Consider the following 15,569-nt stretch of genomic DNA (forward strand, 5'->3'; position numbering starts at 1 on the left):
GAAGCTGATCTTATGCTTCTTCAGTCAGCTCCAAGAACTCATCCACATCCACCAAAGCCAGTGTCACCGCACCGCGCCAGAAGTCCGGCACATCCAAACGCACACCGAGATGCTTCTCTGCCAAATCCTCTACCGTCATTAAACCAGTATCGCGAAGCAGAGCCACATAGCGATTCGCGAATGACTCGCCTTCTTTCTTCGCTTGCGCATATATCCCACAGCTGAACAAGTACCCGAATGTATAAGGGAAGTTGTAGAACGGTACGTCCGTCAAATAGAAATGCAATTTCGATGCCCAGAAATGCGGGTGCAGCTTGCCAAGCGCGTCGCTGAACCCTTCCTGCTGTGCTTCTTCCATCAGCTTGCACAGCTCGTCTTTGGTCAGCATGCCCTGCTTACGCTGCTCATAGAAGCTCTTCTCAAATAAGAACCGAGCGTGGATATCCATAAAATAAGAAACGGCATTATTCAGCTTATCATCGAGCAGCGCCAGTTTCTCTTCCCGGTTGACCGCCGCCTTCAGCGCTGAATCAGATACGAGCATCTCCGCAAAAGTAGAAGCCGTTTCCGCTACGTTGCTTGCATATTCCTGCGCCAGAGGCGGCAAATCGTTCATAACATGCTGATGATACGCATGTCCCAGCTCATGTGCAAGCGTAGATATATTCGACGGTGAGCCGGAATAGGTCATGAAAATCCGCGTTTCCTCACTCTTAGGGAACGACGTACAGAAGCCGCCAGGACGCTTGCCCGGACGATCCTCCGCTTCAATCCACGCTTCACGGAAAGCCATCTCCGTAAACGATGCCAGATCCGGACTGAATAAGCGGAACTGCTCCGTAATGAACGACGCTGCCTCGTTATACGGTACAGTCTTGCTCGATGAACCGAGCGGTGCGCTCACATCATGCCAATCCAGCTGCGAGAGGCCCAGCAGCTTTGCCTTGCGCTCCATATAGCGGACAAGCCGAGGCTTGCCTTCGGTTACGGCAGACCACATCGCATTCAGCGTGGCTTCGCTCATTCGATTAATCGCAAGCGGCTCCTTGAGCGCCGAACCCCAGCCGCGCTTCTCATACAGCTTTAACCGGAATCCTGAGATCCGGTTAATGGTATCTGCGCACAGATCCCCCTGCTCCGACCACTCGCGCTCCCACTCTGCGAAAGCAGTCTCGCGCACGCCGCGGTCACTATGACTGAGCCTATTGTGCATTTGGCCGGCCGAAAGCTGCTTCACGGTTCCGTCATTCTCGGTGACTTCGAATCGAATACGTGAAACGATCGTGTTATAGAAATCTCCCCAGCCGTGGTAGCCATCAACCGCCAGCTCGGCAGCGAGTGCTTCTTCTTTGGGCGGCAGTTTCTCCTTAACAGCTTCTCGGCGCTCATTCAGTACGAAAGCAACCGGTGAACCATCAGTTGAACTCAGCCAATTTCCCCAGCTCTCGTCATCCGTCCGCAGCAGCAGCTCATCAAAGTTAGTCAGAGCCCCGTTGAACTTGGCCGACAAGGTTTTGACCCGATCATTTAGTCCATTTGCAGCAGCATCTTTCATCTGCTGTGCTTGCAAGCAGCCCACGAACGAATCTGACTGGCGCAGCCTGAGCAGGATCGATTGAACCGCTTCTGTCCAGCCCGATAGCTGCTCCGGTGAAGCTGGCGTACCACTTGAAGACGCCACAGACAGTTCGCGCGTCAGTACGTCAATATCGCGCTCCATTCCGCTTAATTCCTCGCCAAATGCGGCAGAGCCGGAACCTCCCGCATAAATATTTTCTAAATTCCAAGTTGTCGGTAACGTCGATTGCATAGGAGCCTCCTCTTTCTGCGCGTTGCGAATTCTATCGTCGCAGTGTATAACTGAATTATAACGTTATCATTGTCCCTTTTTCCATCCTATGCAGATCTGGGCGCTGCATATGCAGACAAGCCCCATACGATAAGGAGTGTTTACGATGTCTCAACCTTTACAACTCTCAGCGGAGACCGCAATTAAGCTGGCTAAAGAGTTGAATGTTCCGCTGGAGCATTTGATGCATATGCCAAAACATATTTTGCTGCAGAAGATTGCCGAGCTCGCGAAGAATGCCGCAAACGATACTGAGGATAAAGGAGCTTCCACTCCGTGATTCCCTTTGAGCGTGCCTGGCCTTATGACATTATCATGAAAGACGTGTACGTGCCAAGCTGCCCGTTCTGCAAGAAAGACAACGTCCTGCTGCCGATCAGGCCCAAAGAGCTTGGCGATATTCGAACAGGCAAGAAACGGCTTCTCGTCTTCCCATGCTGCCATAACCGGGTAACGGTTATCGATGCAGACCAGGACTACTTGCTTACGGATACGACGCTGCGTCAAGCCTAAGAACATACGAAAAGCCGCCCGAGCACTTAGGCTCGGACGGCTTTTTGTATACCTACGCGTTCATCGCGGCAGGCTCATCCTCATAATTGTCGAACTGCTGCTGCTCGCGAAGCAGCTGCCATTGATCGCGACAGGCCCGGATCATGGAAGCATCCTCAATCCGCTTGTCATTAACGACACGCGAGAACCAGCGAACGGCTGTATTCGGCTCGCCGATCCGGCGATTCAACTCCCCAATCAGATACATCAGCTTCGCATTATTGAGTGAACCGCTCTCCGTTTCAAATACCGCGACGTAGGCATCCAGTGCGTAGCGGAGGAAACGAACCTCCTGCTCCTTCATGTTCTCATACCGATACAGCCATGCAATATGATGAAGGATACCCGCCATGACGCGCTCCTTCTCGTCAATAATGCCGCCGCAGAGGAGCGCAAGCTTATAGCATTCCAGCGCATGTTCCTTCGTACGCGTGCCGCCATAATCCCGATAACTCCAGCGGCTTCCCAGTGTCTCTTGATAGAGACGTATCTGAGCTTCAGTCATTGCCGTTTTGCCGTTCTCCGTAGAAGAGAATCCACAGCTCGGACAAACACGTACAACATAGAAATCAGGATTGAATTCCGTTTTGTAATGCGAACAAAAATCGGTATCCCGACCGGATGGTTTCTTAAAGCTTGGGCGTACACGTGACGACTTATAGGTGGACTCACAGCAAATACATGTAATTGAGGTTAAATAGAGTGGATCCATTTTCGTCACGTCTCCCTATTGTTATGGTTGTTGATTTATAAAGTGATGAGCCGGTCCTGATAAACGGTCAATCATGACTTCCTGCAGCTCGATAGGCAGATCCGTTTCAGCAAGGGCTTCCCGCATACAACTTAGCCAAGCCTCCGCACGTTCTGGTGTTATAGGAAACGGCAAATGCCTTGCCCGCATCATGGGATGTCCATATTCATCTGAGTACAAAGAAGGGCCGCCGAAGAACTGCGTCAGAAACATCGTCTGTTTCTCCATGACAGGTAGAATGTTCGCTGGGAACAGTGGTGCAAGCAAAGGGTGCTTCTGAACCTTAGGATAGAAGGCCTCAACGATGCCCTTAATGCCGGCAACCCCTCCAACCGCTTCATATATAGTGCTATAGTTATTCATCGTCATTTCTCACTCCGATTTGTAGGTCTTTTGTAGTGGTTTCTTTAATTATTTTAACACGAAACATGAATCTATAGGCATACAAAAAAATGCCCTCTAGGAAGAGGGCATTACGGCGATAGTAGTTGGTACGAATAAGAGTCGGTAAAATCAGCTTTCGTAATCCTCTTCTCCGGGAGCCATCAGGGACTCGCGGATGACGTAGATGAATGCACAGACGAGAATGCCAGCTATTATACTCATTAGTCATCACCTCAAGGCGTTCGATTGATGTAAGACAATTGTAGCATACCCAGAATAAAAATAACATCACGTTTTGCAAGCGTTTTCTAAACTTTTTTACCCTATTACCGGCCTTTTTAAGCCCCCTTTACATCTACTATACAAAAAGCATTCTTTCGGACAAGTGATGTTTGTCCTCTCCCGTACATATAGCAGTAGTAGTAGGCATTTACGATTTCAAGGAGGGCCTCTGCGTGCATGTCGTTCGCTATTTGCTCCGTCCGTCAATTATACCGGCTTGGTCAGCCGTTCTGCTCGTTCTGCTGATGATTGGCTTTCCCGCTGAGGCGCTGGGTGCTTCCATTCGGGGACTATCCATTTGGTGGGAGGTGCTGTTTCCGGCCCTTTTCCCCTTCTTCGTTATTTCGGAGCTTCTGCTTGGACTTGGCATCGTTCATTTCTTCGGAAAAATATTGGATCCGCTCATGCGGCCGCTCTTCCGGATACCTGGCATTGGCGGGTTCGTTGTGACGATGGGCTATGCATCCGGTTACCCGGTAGGAGCAAGACTTACGGCCCAGCTCTGGGAACAAAAGCTTATCAATCGGTCAGAAGGCGAACGGCTCGTCGCGTTTACGACAACTTCGGACCCCATCTTTCTTATTGGCGCCGTTTCCGTCGGCTTCTTCCATAACGTCGCGCTCGCACCGGTCCTTGCTGCGGCTCATTATGGCGGCGGTCTTATGATCGGGCTGCTTATGCGATTTCATGATCGTAAGGCAGAGTCGACACTCCCCGCAGCGGCCAGCAGCAGCGAAGGCAAGGGCAGCAGCAGTGCAAAAGGTAAACGAAAAAGCCGCCTCTCAGAGGCCATACACGCGATGCATTTCGCCCGCTTAATGGATGGACGCACGCTCGGCGTTCTCCTTCAAGACGCCATACAAGCAGCGCTGCGCCTCATGATCGTCGTTGGCGGTCTTGTCGTGGTCTTCTCCGTCATTATGGAGCTGCTGCGGCAGGCCGGCGGCATCAATCTGCTAGTGCAAGGCGTTCAGACTTTACTCAGCCTGATTCATGTTCCGCCTGCTCTCTCTGACGCCGTTGTGAACGGCATCTTCGAGGTTACGCTCGGTGCGCGTTCTGCAGGCGCAGCGGTCAGAAGCGGCCTCGTCCACCAAGCTGCCATCGCCGCTTTCATCCTCTCTTGGGGCGGCTTGTCCGTCCATGCCCAAATCGCCAGTCTCCTCAGCCATACAGATCTACGCTACAAACCTTTTCTGATCGCGCGGTTGGTACATGGCTGTATCGCCACCTGCTTAATTTATCTGCTTTGGGGAGCGCTCGGTCCGGCGCTTTGACATTGAATTCGCCACAGATATCCGCTATGATTCAAGTATTAACTGCGCGGAAGGGGCGCCTAGATTTGAATTATGTCGTAATTGACAGAGGTGATAAGTTATCGAAAGAGCTTGTCACTCGCTTCCATGAGCTTGCAGCAGCACGAGGATTAACGCGCAATGATGAAAGTCCGGAAATGGTCATCTCCATTGGCGGTGACGGAACGCTCTTGAAGGCATTCCACACGTATGTCGACAGAATCGATGACCTTGCTTTTATCGGCGTACATACCGGTCATCTTGGTTTCTTCGCCGATTGGAAAGCCGACGAATTGGAAGAGCTGGTCCGCATGATGGCGGAAAGTGAGCCGCGCATCGTACGTTACCCGCTTGCCCAGATCGAACTAGACACGGACGCAGGCAGAGTGACTCATACGGCACTGAACGAATTCACGCTTAAAGGCCTCGACAATATGTTAGTCGCTCAAATTAACGTCAATGATGAAATGTTTGAAATGTTCCGCGGTGACGGCATTGTCGTCTCGACACCATCAGGCAGTACAGCGTATAACAAAAGCCTAGGCGGCGCGGTCATTCATCCGTCGATTGAATCATTGCAGCTGGCTGAAATTGCATCCATCAATAACCGGGTCTACCGTACGCTGGGTTCTTCACTGGTACTGCCGCAGCACCATCACTGCGACATCATTCCCCGCAAGGATCAACGGCTGCAGCTGACGTTTGATCAGCTGACAATTAAACGGGACGATATCCACGCCATTCGTTGCAGCGTGGCTTCGCGCAAGGTTAGCTTCGCACGCTACCGTCCATTCCCGTTCTGGAACCGGGTGCGCGAAGCGTTTCTTGGCTACGATGTGAAATAGATGGACCATTTTCGCGCCTATCTGCAAATTGTTAAACCTTATCGCTGGCTGATTGCGATTACGCTGGCGATTGGCATCATTAAATTCGCGATTCCGCTGACGCTTCCCTTGTTTCTCAAATATGTTGTCGACGATGTGCTGCTTGCTTCACTCTCCGTTGACGAAAAAACTTCAAAGCTGTTTAAGGCCGTGGGCTTGGCCTTCTTACTCTTCGTTGTGGTCCGGTATCCAGTCGAATATTACCGTCAATATTTCGCGCAGCTGACTACGAGCCGCGTGCTTTTTGACTTGCGAAACAAGCTCTACGCTCACTTGCAGCGGTTGTCCATCCGGTTCTACCAGAACCGCAAATCCGGCGAGATTATATCCCGGATGATGAACGACGCCGAGCAGACCAAGTCACTTGTTGAGACCGGCCTCATGAACATCTGGCTGGATATGTTCACGCTCGTTATTGCACTTGTCATCATGTTCAATATGAACGTCATGCTGACGTTTGTGGCTATAGCCATCCTGCCTTTCTACGGCTATGCCGTGAAGAAGCTGTACAAGCGGCTACGAGGCTATTCGCGCTCGAGATCGCAGGCGATGGCTGAGATGCAGGGTTATCTCAATGAGCATGTTAACGGCATTCCCGTGGTGAAGAGCTTCACCTTGGAGTCCTATGAGCAGCAGCAATTCGGCAATCGGAACCAAACGTTTCTGGAACGCGCCTTCGCCTTGACCCGGTGGAATGCGTTGACGCAATCCATCATCAATACGCTGACTGAAATCGCGCCGCTGCTCGTGCTGGCGTGCGGCGGTTATTTTGTAGTACAAGGCTCGCTCACGTTAGGTGAATTCGTAGCCTTCTATGGCTATCTTGACCGACTGTATGCGCCGCTTCGCCGGCTGGTCAACTCTTCGACTGAGCTCACTCAAGCTTCAGCATCATTAGAGCGCGTTATGGAACTTCTCGGCGAACAGGCTGAAATCACAGATGCGCCGAATGCAGTCCCTCTGCGTACTGTACAAGGGGATATTCAATTCCGCAATGTATCGTTCCGCTACCAGAACGAATCGGACTGGGTGCTGCGCCATATTAATCTGCATATTCCAAGGGGCCACACGGTCGCGTTAGTCGGCATGAGCGGCGGCGGTAAATCCTCATTAGTCAGTTTGCTGGCACGCTTCTACGATACGCAAGAGGGCGAAATTACAATTAACGGTCAGTCCATTCGCAGTGTAACGCAGCATAGTCTCCGTTCGCAGATCGGAATGGTGTTGCAGGATAATATCTTGTTCAGCGGCTCGGCTCGCGAGAATATTCTGCTTGGCAATCCGGAAAGCACGGAGGAGCAGATTTATGAAGCTGCCAGACGAGCCAACGCGCATGAGTTCATCATGTCGCTGCCCAAAGGCTATGACACGGAAATTGGTGAACGCGGCGTCAAGCTCTCAGGCGGTCAGAAACAGCGGATCGCGATTGCCCGTGTGTTCTTGAAGGACCCGGCCATCCTCGTGCTGGATGAGGCAACCTCTGCGCTTGACTTGGAATCCGAGCATGCCATCCAGGAATCGCTTGCAGAGCTCTCGCAGAACCGAACTACGCTTGTCGTGGCGCACCGACTCTCGACGATTACACATGCTGATCTCATCGTGGTCATCGAGCATGGGCAGATTGTGGAGCAAGGCCGCCATGAGGAGCTGATGCGTAAGGAAGGGGCTTACGCCCGTTTGTATAACGTGCAGTATTTATAGCTGTCATTTGGAGATACCCTGCCCGTATTGTACAGGGGCAGGGTATTTACTCTAACTTCACCCTAAAAAAACAAAAAAAAGGCCTGCCTCAAAAGTCTAATCACTTTTGAGACAGTCCTTTTTCATTTAATGTTTAGGGCCCTGTTCCTTGCCGCCACGCCCTTGAGGCGGGTGGGAAGGGGTCTCCGATGCGGCCGCAACGGGAGCCTTCTGGTTAAAATGAGGGCGCTTGTTGCGATTCCGTTCCGGCCGATCCGGACGTTCATTGCGTTCCGAACGCTGCTCGCCGCCGCGATCCGGACGCTCATTGTTACGTTCTCCACGTTCATTGCGCTCGCCGCGTTCATGGCGTTCGCCACCGCCACGCTCCGGACGTTCATTCTGATTGTTATTGTTGCGCGCAGCCGACTTACCATGCTCACGGTCCTTATTAAAGGGCTTACGTCCTTCGCGAGGACTATCCTTCTCCGGATCCTTCGCCGCATCCTTACGGTTGCTGTTGCGCTGCTGCTCTCTGCGTTGGTCCCGTTCATGCCGCGGCATGAACTTCACCTGCTGGTGCTCCGAAACCGGAGCATCAGCGGCTTGACCGGCAGCGACGGCACGGGAGGCGGTTACATAAGCTTCCACGCCTTCTGCCGTCTCATAAGTTTCCCCATCCTGCTCTTCGCTCAGATCACCGTCTTCACCGGATTTAGCGCCTCCAGGCTGCTTCTCCAGCACGAAGTAGGCGCATCCAAAATTACAGTACTCATTAATATAATCCGTCATCGAGGAGAACGAGCTCTCGCGCGTCACCTTCGGATGATTATCACGAAAGAACCCCTTGAGCCGAAGCTGATTATATCCCCAATCACCGATTACGTAATCGTATCGTTCCAGTACTTCACTGAATCGCTCTCGAAAGGCTTCGAAATTCCAGCCGTTTCTGTTCTCATGTATTAATTCGTAGGTTCTGCCGCTGATATGGATCAAGTCTGCTTCTCACTCCTTCTCACAGGGATGCAGGCTCTGCCTGTGCTGCGGATTTCACTTGCTCATGCGCATGATACGAGCTGCGTACAAGCGGTGCCGATTCCACATGGCTAAAGCCGCGTTTCAGTCCTTCTTCTTTAAGCTTCGCGAATTCGTCTGGATGCACATATCGCTCAATCGGCAAGTGGTTTGGTGAAGGCTGCAAGTATTGTCCCAGGGTCAATATATTGCAATCCACCGCACGCAGATCATCCATTGCCTGCAAAATTTCGTCCCATTCCTCGCCGACGCCAAGCATGATGCTGGACTTCGTAGGAATGTTCGGCTTCATTTCTTTGGCGCGCTTCAGCAGCTCCATCGAGCGTGGGTACTTCGCTTTCGCACGTACGCGGTTTGAAAGCCGGGCAACGGTTTCAATATTGTGGTTGAGAATATCCGGATTCGCATCCATGACCGCTTGCAGTGCATCCCAATTGCCCATAAAATCCGGAATCAGCACTTCTACGCTGCATAACGGCAATCTCTTACGGATGGCTTTAATCGTCTCAACGAAAATCATCGCGCCGCCGTCAGCTAAATCATCGCGCGCGACCGAAGTCACAACGCAGTGTTTCAAGCCCATCTGTTCAGCAGCTTCCGCTACGCGTTCCGGCTCTTGCAAATCGAGCTCGGTCGGCAAGCCTGTCTTCACTGCACAGAATCGGCATGCACGTGTGCATATATCGCCTAGAATCATGAACGTGGCCGTCCGATTCGCCCAACATTCATAAATATTTGGACAACGCGCTTCCTCACATACAGTATGCAAAGTTTTGGTGCGCATCATCTCTTTAATTTCGGCATAATTGCCGCCTGTCGCTAATTTGATACGAAGCCAATCCGGCTTCGGCGCTCTTTCGGTGAGCTTTGTCTTCATGGAAGGTGTACCTGCTTTCTGTAATCTCTGCGTCTTATTATAGCACGTTTCGGATAAAAACCAATGATTTGCAAATCATAACAGCAGGGCAGTTCAAACCAATTGCACCCATTTCAGACATTCGACCGAAACCTAAAATGAAAGTTTTGCTAGTTGGCGCGTGTGGAGGCTGATTCATCTGGGATCATTTGTAATACGCCTATTCATGGTGATGTTGGTGATGGCAGGGCTTCTGCAAGGCACCGCTGCTTACGCGGGTGCGAAGGGCACGGCGCCGAAAGACGATGCTTACGCCAAACGAAGAGAGCTGTACGATGAAATTAGCATCGTAACCCGTATTCCCTGGTACCGTCTGGCTGCCGTAGACCAGTACGAGCGAACCATGACAAGAGCCCGGCCCAAGACGAGGGAGCAGCTGGGACAATTCATCAGTGTCTTTATGACCGAAAGTGCTTGGGCCGGTGTGCTCAACCCGGATATGTCGGATGAGTCACCTGCTTCGATTCGCTGGTTCAGCGGACTTGGTGTAGATGGGGACGGAGACGGGCGTGCGATGCGCACGAATGACACAGATTTACTGTATTCTGTAGCCAATCATTTCATGCAATTTGGTACAGAAGAGGATGATTTTTCCATTGGTTTGTGGCAATATTACCACAATACCAGGGCAGTACAGCGCATCCGCCAGTTTGCCAACATTTATGCGACCTACGGCAAGCTGGATTTGTTCGAGCATGCCTTTCCAGTCCCAATCGGAACCAATTATTCCTATAAGGGAACGTGGGGTACTCGCCGCAGCTGGGGAGGCTACCGGATTCATGAAGGAACCGATATTTTCGCAAACCATGGTGTTCCGGTTCGCAGCACCTGCTATGGCATTATTGAGATAAAGGGCTGGAACCCTTATGGAGGCTGGCGTCTTGGCATCCGCGACCTCAATAATTACTATCATTATTATGCGCATCTGTCCGGCTATGACAAGACATTAGCCGTTGGCAGCGTCGTAAAGCCCGGCCAAGTTGTAGGATGGGTAGGCAGCTCCGGTTATGGCAAGCCCGGGACCCAAGGGAAATTCCCTCCGCACCTGCATTACGGTGTGTATCGCGACCGTGGGTTAGTGGAGTGGTCGTTCGATCCCTACCCAATGCTGAAGCAATGGGAGAGAGACGAGCGTCGCAAATTACGCAAAAAGTAACCAAAGAGCGCTAATCACAGGCCCCTAACCTTGATTAGCGCTCTTTGGTTATGGCTCGTTTGTCGGCGCAAGCGTGGGAACCTCATCAGCATCACCGCTGTTTTCCGCTCCTTCATGCGTCTCCGTTGTGGTGGACACACCGTCCCCGCCTTGCTCCATCGGCAAGGAGATATTCGGCGCACCTGGCGCAGAATCGCCGACGGGATTGCCTTTGTTATCGTAATAGTACATCGGTACATCACCTACAACGAGCAGATACGAGATCGGGATTTCGGTTTCCACGAGCTCCGGTTTCGTATCGAAAGGGATAATGATCGAAACCTCCGCCACAATGTGCATATAAACCTCAACCAAAATCATGTTGATCCCGGCATCCTTCTGCCGCGTATTCAGATCGACCTTCACCGCTCCGATCGGCTCGAATTTCACCGGAATACGCGGACCGAACGAAGCAATTATCGCACTGCCCAGCGCCTGACCAAGCGGAATTCGCTCCGGAATATCTCCCATCTTGTTCAGCGTAGATTGCACCGTATTAATCGTCTCGGACGTGATCCGCATATGCTCGGCATAGTTGAGCATAAACCCGGAAATTTTGCCGCTGGCATTCGTTTTCCAATCGATCAGCTTATCCGCATTTGAGCTCCCGGCGACCTGTTCCGTGATCGCTTTATTGATCGATTGCGTAGCCACCTGTTTCACACGCACAGTCGCGACGGTCATGAGCGGGCCTTGTAAGTTGCGTTCAATGAAGATAAACGTCTGCGCGAAGAACAGAATAAACAGCAGCATCAGAAAGATCAGCAGCTTGCGTCTGCTTATCTTCTTCCCAGGCTTCCCGGGCGTCCGGCGCCGCCTGCCGCTGCTTCGCCAGCCCCGTCTCCCCCATTTGCGCATGCGACGGCCTCCTTCGTAAACACGGTCTTCCGCATCATCCATTCCAAGCTAGCTTATGCGGAGATCGTCCAAAAAAGAAGACAACTAGTGCAGCTCAAGGAGCCCCATTTCAAGACAAGCGGAAACCGACAATTTACGGACGCCGGTTGTAAATCGGATTTCGATGAATTCTGCAGAAGCCCCAAGAAGCTCCCCGCTGCCAAATACACGGTGCTTCAGCTGCTGACCCGGCTGCAAGGAAGCAACGCTCTTCAGCGCATTTGGATTCGGCGGCACAAACGACTTGGCCGAGCTAGTAACCGTCACCGTTCCTGCCGTTTTGCGCGATCCTGCGGCCGGCTTCTTCTGACCACCCACTGCTGTTCGGGTTGCAGCGACCTCCGCCGCTGCCGCCCTTGTCTGTTCAGCACCTGGCGGTGTCTGGAGATAACGAACAGCCGTCACGAATTGGGACTCTTTGACCTCTTCCCCGTCTCTATTCCCGTAGGTCAGAAGCACAAGCTGCTGTTTGGCCCGCGTCATGCCGACGTAGAACAGCCGAACCGCTTCTTCCATCTCCGGCGAAATTTCGCCTTCCACCTTCTTCATATCATCGTTAGAGGGAAGGATACCATCGATCAAATCGATCATATATACACGTTCAAATTCCAAGCCCTTAGCGCTGTGCAGCGTGGAGAATGTAACGGCATTGGCATTCTTATTGCGTTTGGACGCTTTCATAACCGCTTCGAGATACTTGAGCCGATTCGCGAAATCCTCCAGCGTTTCCAGCCCTACAGCAATGTCTTCGAGCGTATTGAGGATGCCGATCAGATTCTCTTTGCGGAAGCCGAGCCGCTCGCACATTTTCTCCAGCGCCTTCTCGTATCCGAGCTTGTAGCGGATTGTACGAATCGCCGATTGGGGAGCCGTCTCCTTCATTGAAGCAAACGTATCTTTGCAATCCAGCAACTGCTTGGGCTGGTAGTCTTGAAGCGGCACGAAACGAATCAAATTGTCGAAGACGGACTCATTGTTCTGGATTTGACTGAGCGCCGCCATTTGCGTTTTGGTGATATAACCATTCAGCTTCGTATGAATCTTCTCTAACAAATCCGGCCGCTTGTCCGTATAGGCCATACGCATGAAGTTAAGGATGTCTTCCAGAATCCAGTGGGAGAAGAACCGGTTATCTCCGTCCTTCATATAAAACGGAATGCCTCTGCGGTCGAATTCGTTCATAAGCGAGATCGAGGACGAGTTATTCCGATACAGCACGGCTGTCTCACTTAGATTCTCGATCAGCGCCACCTTGTCTCCGACATATTTAGCCTGCACCTTATAATCAGCTAAACTCTTGATTTGAATCGGCCTGTTGCTGGGATTACGGGTAAACATGTTTTTATCATAACGGTTCTGGTTCCGTTTAATGAACTGGTTCGCAATGCTGACGATATTCCGCGAAGATCGATAGTTCTGCTCCATCTTCAATAGGGCTGCATCCGGGTAAACCTCTTTGAAATCGAGCAAATATTGCGGTTCAGCCGCGCGCCAGGTATAGATGCTCTGATCATCATCAGCGACGACGCATAAGCAGCCATGTCTGCGCACCAGCTTCTCGATAATGGCATGCTGCACCAAGGAAGTATCCTGGCTTTCATCCGTCAGCACATAGTCGAATTTGTTCTGGTACTTCCACAGAAGCTCGCTGCTCTGCTCCAGCGCTCGGTTCGCGATCACGAGCATATCGTCATAATCCACGAGCAGCTTGTCGCTACGTGAACGCTTGAACGCTTCGTATTCCTTTAATAGAAGCGCAGCATCCGGAACATCGCATTTCACGCTTGCCCACTCTGATTCAGGGACCAGCTTATTCTTTACAAAACTGATATAGGTTGTGAGTTCTTCCATCTGCTCTTCCGTAATATTGTCGCCTCGGCGGACCTTCCGGTAAATATCACGAAGAATCAGCTTCTTATGAAGAAGAGGATTGTTCTCGTCAAAACCGCCGGCTTGTTCATTCTCTCCTTCTCCTTCTACTTCTACAGAGCCTTCTATGATTTGAAAAGAAGTATGCGAGCGGCGCAAATATTCCCGCATCACTTCGAATGCGAGACTATGTATCGTAGAGAAATCGACACTGCCTGAAGGCTGCTCCGGGAAAAACCGACTAAACCGGTCTTTCATATCCTGCGCGGAAGCTTTGCTGAACGTAACCGCCTTGATACGCGAAGGATGGACACGTTTCACTTCAATTAAGTAGCCGATTCGCATAATGATGGTTGTCGTCTTGCCTGATCCAGGCGAGGCCAGCAGCAACAGCGCACCCTCGGTGTGCATAACCGCCTGCTTCTGCACTTCATTGAGCGCAACGCCCAGTTCCTCTTTCTTTCTAATAAAAAAATCTGTCGTCACTGCCATTTCTGAAACGTTCCTTCCATTCCATAAACATTAAAATTCCCTCTGACGCAGCTGCGGGAGGGAATATAGTCGTCGTCCGTCTATGATTGTATAGAACAAGTATCGCTCGTTTACTCCCCTGTCCGCAATAGTTATTTTCTGCCTTCGACACTTTGACCTCTCAGCCTTAGCTTAGCAATGCCCCACAGCAGAAGCGGCACACCTACACAATGAAACGGAAGCAGATACGGAATCGCAATTTTCTGCGGGAAATTGACCGAGCTCTCGATGAAATCTCTGGGGACAAATGCAAGCAGCATCGCAATAGGCGCTACAGCCCACATGAGGCGTCTCCACTTCTTCACCCCCAGCCACTGGGCGGTCCCATAGGTGCTGACGAAGAAATAGAGAGAGACTTTGATAAATACACTGATAATCCAGATCGCAACGACGAGCGAATCCAAATTTTGGACAAAATCAAAGTACGACATGTAACGGATCAGATTGAAGAAGGGATAGGTTAAACCCGAACCTGCGCCATATCCGATGACTGCCACTAATAGAAAGGTCGAGATGCAGGTTAATAAGCCCGCTATCCCTACGCCAAGCATGGCTGGTTTCGTGCCCGATTTCGGATTCGAAACGAATGCAAACAGCATGATCAGTATAATGCAATCGCCTAAGAAAGTCGTCGTTGGGAGAGAGCCTTGAAAGATCACTTTGATCCCCGTATCGCTATAAACAGGGAGAATGTGATCCCAATGAAAATTTTTGGAGGTCAAGATGACCGGCACGAAGATGCCAAGCAGAATGAAGGGGCCGAACACCTCACTGCAGCGTGCAATGACTTCAATGCCGGCACTAGCCACATAGATCGCGACAAGGAGCATCCCGATAATCGGAACAATTAGTGGCGTTTTCGGCAATATCGTAGCCAAAATAAACTCCGCATACTGACGTAAAATGATCGCGAGAACGCCATACCAGAACAGGAAGTACAGAAAAATGAGCAGATGACCTGCCCATTTGCCGACAATGAGCAGCACATATTCCACAAAGGTCTTGCCCGGATACAGCTGACTGACCCGCGCGCAGACAAAGGCTATAAATACACCAAACAAGCTTGCGAGCACCATCGACATCCATGCGTCCTGCTTCGCGGCCACTACAGCCGGATTAATGGTCAACAGTATGGTCATGCCTGCTTGCATCGTGGCGATCAACCAGAACAGCTGGCCGCCCCTAATACGCATCTCTTTCATGATTGTCCCTGCCCGTCGCCAATCATCAACCTGCCAAGCTGCCCAAACCACAGCTCCATAAGCTCTGATGGACCTGGCAGCCTGGGATAGAGGTAAAGCAGAACGCCAAGCCCAAAGCCGATCGTTAGTATAGAAAAATAAGCGATCCTCTCTTTCCTCGGCGCATTGCGTACCCAATACCACTGTAGAACGCTTACGATTAAACTGCATGTCAATAAAGCGGGAATGGATTTCCAAGTCATAGCCT

The 15,569-nt window shown here is 51.3% G+C and carries 15 protein-coding genes; 6 read left to right on the top strand and 9 right to left on the bottom strand.

The annotated features are described in order from the left end of the window. Window positions 1-10 precede the first annotated feature (10 nt). The gene (locus AC506A_RS21015) at window positions 11-1,810 is read right to left on the bottom strand and encodes a M3 family oligoendopeptidase (RefSeq protein ID WP_495462969.1); all 1,800 of its coding nucleotides are present in this window, start codon (window positions 1,808-1,810) and stop codon (window positions 11-13) included. 145 nt (window positions 1,811-1,955) lie between these two features. On the opposite strand from AC506A_RS21015, the gene AC506A_RS21020 reads away from it, so the two are divergent. Continuing rightward, window positions 1,956-2,129 (top strand): YycC family protein, encoded by a 174-nt coding sequence (locus tag AC506A_RS21020; protein WP_494820219.1) that lies wholly within the window; start codon window positions 1,956-1,958, stop codon window positions 2,127-2,129. Continuing rightward, window positions 2,126-2,362, top strand: coding sequence for a hypothetical protein (locus AC506A_RS21025; protein WP_495462970.1), 237 nt, complete (start codon window positions 2,126-2,128; stop codon window positions 2,360-2,362). The genes AC506A_RS21020 and AC506A_RS21025 overlap by 4 nt, the downstream gene beginning before the upstream one ends. A gap of 52 nt (window positions 2,363-2,414) precedes the next feature. Here AC506A_RS21025 and AC506A_RS21030 read toward each other — a convergent pair whose 3' ends face one another. Together AC506A_RS21030 and AC506A_RS21035 are read right to left on the bottom strand one after the other, a co-directional pair. Next, window positions 2,415-3,113 carry a DUF2225 domain-containing protein gene (locus tag AC506A_RS21030; RefSeq protein ID WP_495462971.1) on the bottom strand — a complete coding sequence of 233 codons (699 nt, stop codon included), beginning with the start codon at window positions 3,111-3,113 and terminating at the stop codon, window positions 2,415-2,417. A gap of 21 nt (window positions 3,114-3,134) precedes the next feature. Further along, on the bottom strand, window positions 3,135-3,515 hold the full coding sequence (locus AC506A_RS21035) for a globin domain-containing protein (RefSeq protein WP_495462972.1): 381 nt from the start codon (window positions 3,513-3,515) through the stop codon (window positions 3,135-3,137). A gap of 548 nt (window positions 3,516-4,063) precedes the next feature. On the opposite strand from AC506A_RS21035, the gene ylbJ reads away from it, so the two are divergent. From ylbJ to AC506A_RS21050, 3 genes are all read left to right on the top strand, one after another. Continuing rightward, window positions 4,064-5,095 (top strand): sporulation integral membrane protein YlbJ, encoded by a 1,032-nt coding sequence (gene ylbJ / locus AC506A_RS21040; RefSeq protein WP_495463118.1) that lies wholly within the window; start codon window positions 4,064-4,066, stop codon window positions 5,093-5,095. Between the two features lie 65 nt (window positions 5,096-5,160). Further along, entirely contained in the window at window positions 5,161-5,958 is a 798-nt protein-coding gene (locus tag AC506A_RS21045) for an NAD kinase (protein WP_495462973.1), read from the top strand. Then, window positions 5,959-7,698 (top strand): ABC transporter ATP-binding protein, encoded by a 1,740-nt coding sequence (locus AC506A_RS21050; protein WP_495462974.1) that lies wholly within the window; start codon window positions 5,959-5,961, stop codon window positions 7,696-7,698. A 126-nt stretch (window positions 7,699-7,824) separates the two neighbouring features. Here AC506A_RS21050 and AC506A_RS21055 read toward each other — a convergent pair whose 3' ends face one another. Next, window positions 7,825-8,673 (bottom strand): YutD family protein, encoded by an 849-nt coding sequence (locus tag AC506A_RS21055; RefSeq protein WP_495462975.1) that lies wholly within the window; start codon window positions 8,671-8,673, stop codon window positions 7,825-7,827. A gap of 19 nt (window positions 8,674-8,692) precedes the next feature. Beyond that, complete coding sequence (gene lipA / locus AC506A_RS21060; protein ID WP_495462976.1) at window positions 8,693-9,589, bottom strand: lipoyl synthase; 897 nt, start codon at window positions 9,587-9,589, stop codon at window positions 8,693-8,695. A 211-nt stretch (window positions 9,590-9,800) separates the two neighbouring features. Between lipA and AC506A_RS21065 the strand changes: the two genes are divergently transcribed. Then, window positions 9,801-10,784 carry a M23 family metallopeptidase gene (locus tag AC506A_RS21065; RefSeq protein ID WP_495463119.1) on the top strand — a complete coding sequence of 328 codons (984 nt, stop codon included), beginning with the start codon at window positions 9,801-9,803 and terminating at the stop codon, window positions 10,782-10,784. Between the two features lie 48 nt (window positions 10,785-10,832). On the opposite strand, the gene yunB is transcribed toward AC506A_RS21065, so the two are convergent. The 4 genes from yunB to AC506A_RS21085 all read right to left on the bottom strand — a co-directional run bounded on the left by yunB (window position 10,833) and on the right by AC506A_RS21085 (window position 15,564). Further along, the gene (gene yunB, locus AC506A_RS21070) at window positions 10,833-11,681 is read right to left on the bottom strand and encodes a sporulation protein YunB (RefSeq protein WP_495462977.1); all 849 of its coding nucleotides are present in this window, start codon (window positions 11,679-11,681) and stop codon (window positions 10,833-10,835) included. Between the two features lie 84 nt (window positions 11,682-11,765). Then, window positions 11,766-14,081, bottom strand: coding sequence for an ATP-dependent helicase (locus AC506A_RS21075; protein WP_495462978.1), 2,316 nt, complete (start codon window positions 14,079-14,081; stop codon window positions 11,766-11,768). Between the two features lie 131 nt (window positions 14,082-14,212). Beyond that, window positions 14,213-15,322, bottom strand: a complete 1,110-nt coding sequence (locus AC506A_RS21080; RefSeq protein WP_495462979.1) for a GerAB/ArcD/ProY family transporter — start codon at window positions 15,320-15,322, stop codon at window positions 14,213-14,215. Continuing rightward, window positions 15,319-15,564, bottom strand: coding sequence for a hypothetical protein (locus AC506A_RS21085; RefSeq protein ID WP_495462980.1), 246 nt, complete (start codon window positions 15,562-15,564; stop codon window positions 15,319-15,321). Before AC506A_RS21085 ends, AC506A_RS21080 begins: the two co-directional genes overlap by 4 nt. Between the last annotated feature and the right edge of the window lie 5 nt (window positions 15,565-15,569).

The organism is Paenibacillus sp. N22P23, assembly GCF_059383735.1.

What these genes read in the sequence shown, in the direction of transcription:
- AC506A_RS21015 (WP_495462969.1), bottom strand. Translation starts at nt 1,810, where the DNA reads ATGCAATCGACGTTACCGACAACTTGGAATTTAGAAAATATTTATGCG.
- AC506A_RS21020 (WP_494820219.1), top strand. Translation starts at nt 1,956, where the DNA reads ATGTCTCAACCTTTACAACTCTCAGCGGAGACCGCAATTAAGCTGGCT.
- AC506A_RS21030 (WP_495462971.1), bottom strand. Translation starts at nt 3,113, where the DNA reads ATGGATCCACTCTATTTAACCTCAATTACATGTATTTGCTGTGAGTCC.
- AC506A_RS21035 (WP_495462972.1), bottom strand. Translation starts at nt 3,515, where the DNA reads ATGAATAACTATAGCACTATATATGAAGCGGTTGGAGGGGTTGCCGGC.
- ylbJ (WP_495463118.1), top strand. Translation starts at nt 4,064, where the DNA reads ATGATTGGCTTTCCCGCTGAGGCGCTGGGTGCTTCCATTCGGGGACTA.
- AC506A_RS21050 (WP_495462974.1), top strand. Translation starts at nt 5,959, where the DNA reads ATGGACCATTTTCGCGCCTATCTGCAAATTGTTAAACCTTATCGCTGG.
- lipA (WP_495462976.1), bottom strand. Translation starts at nt 9,589, where the DNA reads ATGAAGACAAAGCTCACCGAAAGAGCGCCGAAGCCGGATTGGCTTCGT.
- AC506A_RS21065 (WP_495463119.1), top strand. Translation starts at nt 9,801, where the DNA reads ATGTTGGTGATGGCAGGGCTTCTGCAAGGCACCGCTGCTTACGCGGGT.
- yunB (WP_495462977.1), bottom strand. Translation starts at nt 11,681, where the DNA reads ATGCGCAAATGGGGGAGACGGGGCTGGCGAAGCAGCGGCAGGCGGCGC.
- AC506A_RS21075 (WP_495462978.1), bottom strand. Translation starts at nt 14,081, where the DNA reads ATGGCAGTGACGACAGATTTTTTTATTAGAAAGAAAGAGGAACTGGGC.
- AC506A_RS21080 (WP_495462979.1), bottom strand. Translation starts at nt 15,322, where the DNA reads ATGAAAGAGATGCGTATTAGGGGCGGCCAGCTGTTCTGGTTGATCGCC.
- AC506A_RS21085 (WP_495462980.1), bottom strand. Translation starts at nt 15,564, where the DNA reads ATGACTTGGAAATCCATTCCCGCTTTATTGACATGCAGTTTAATCGTA.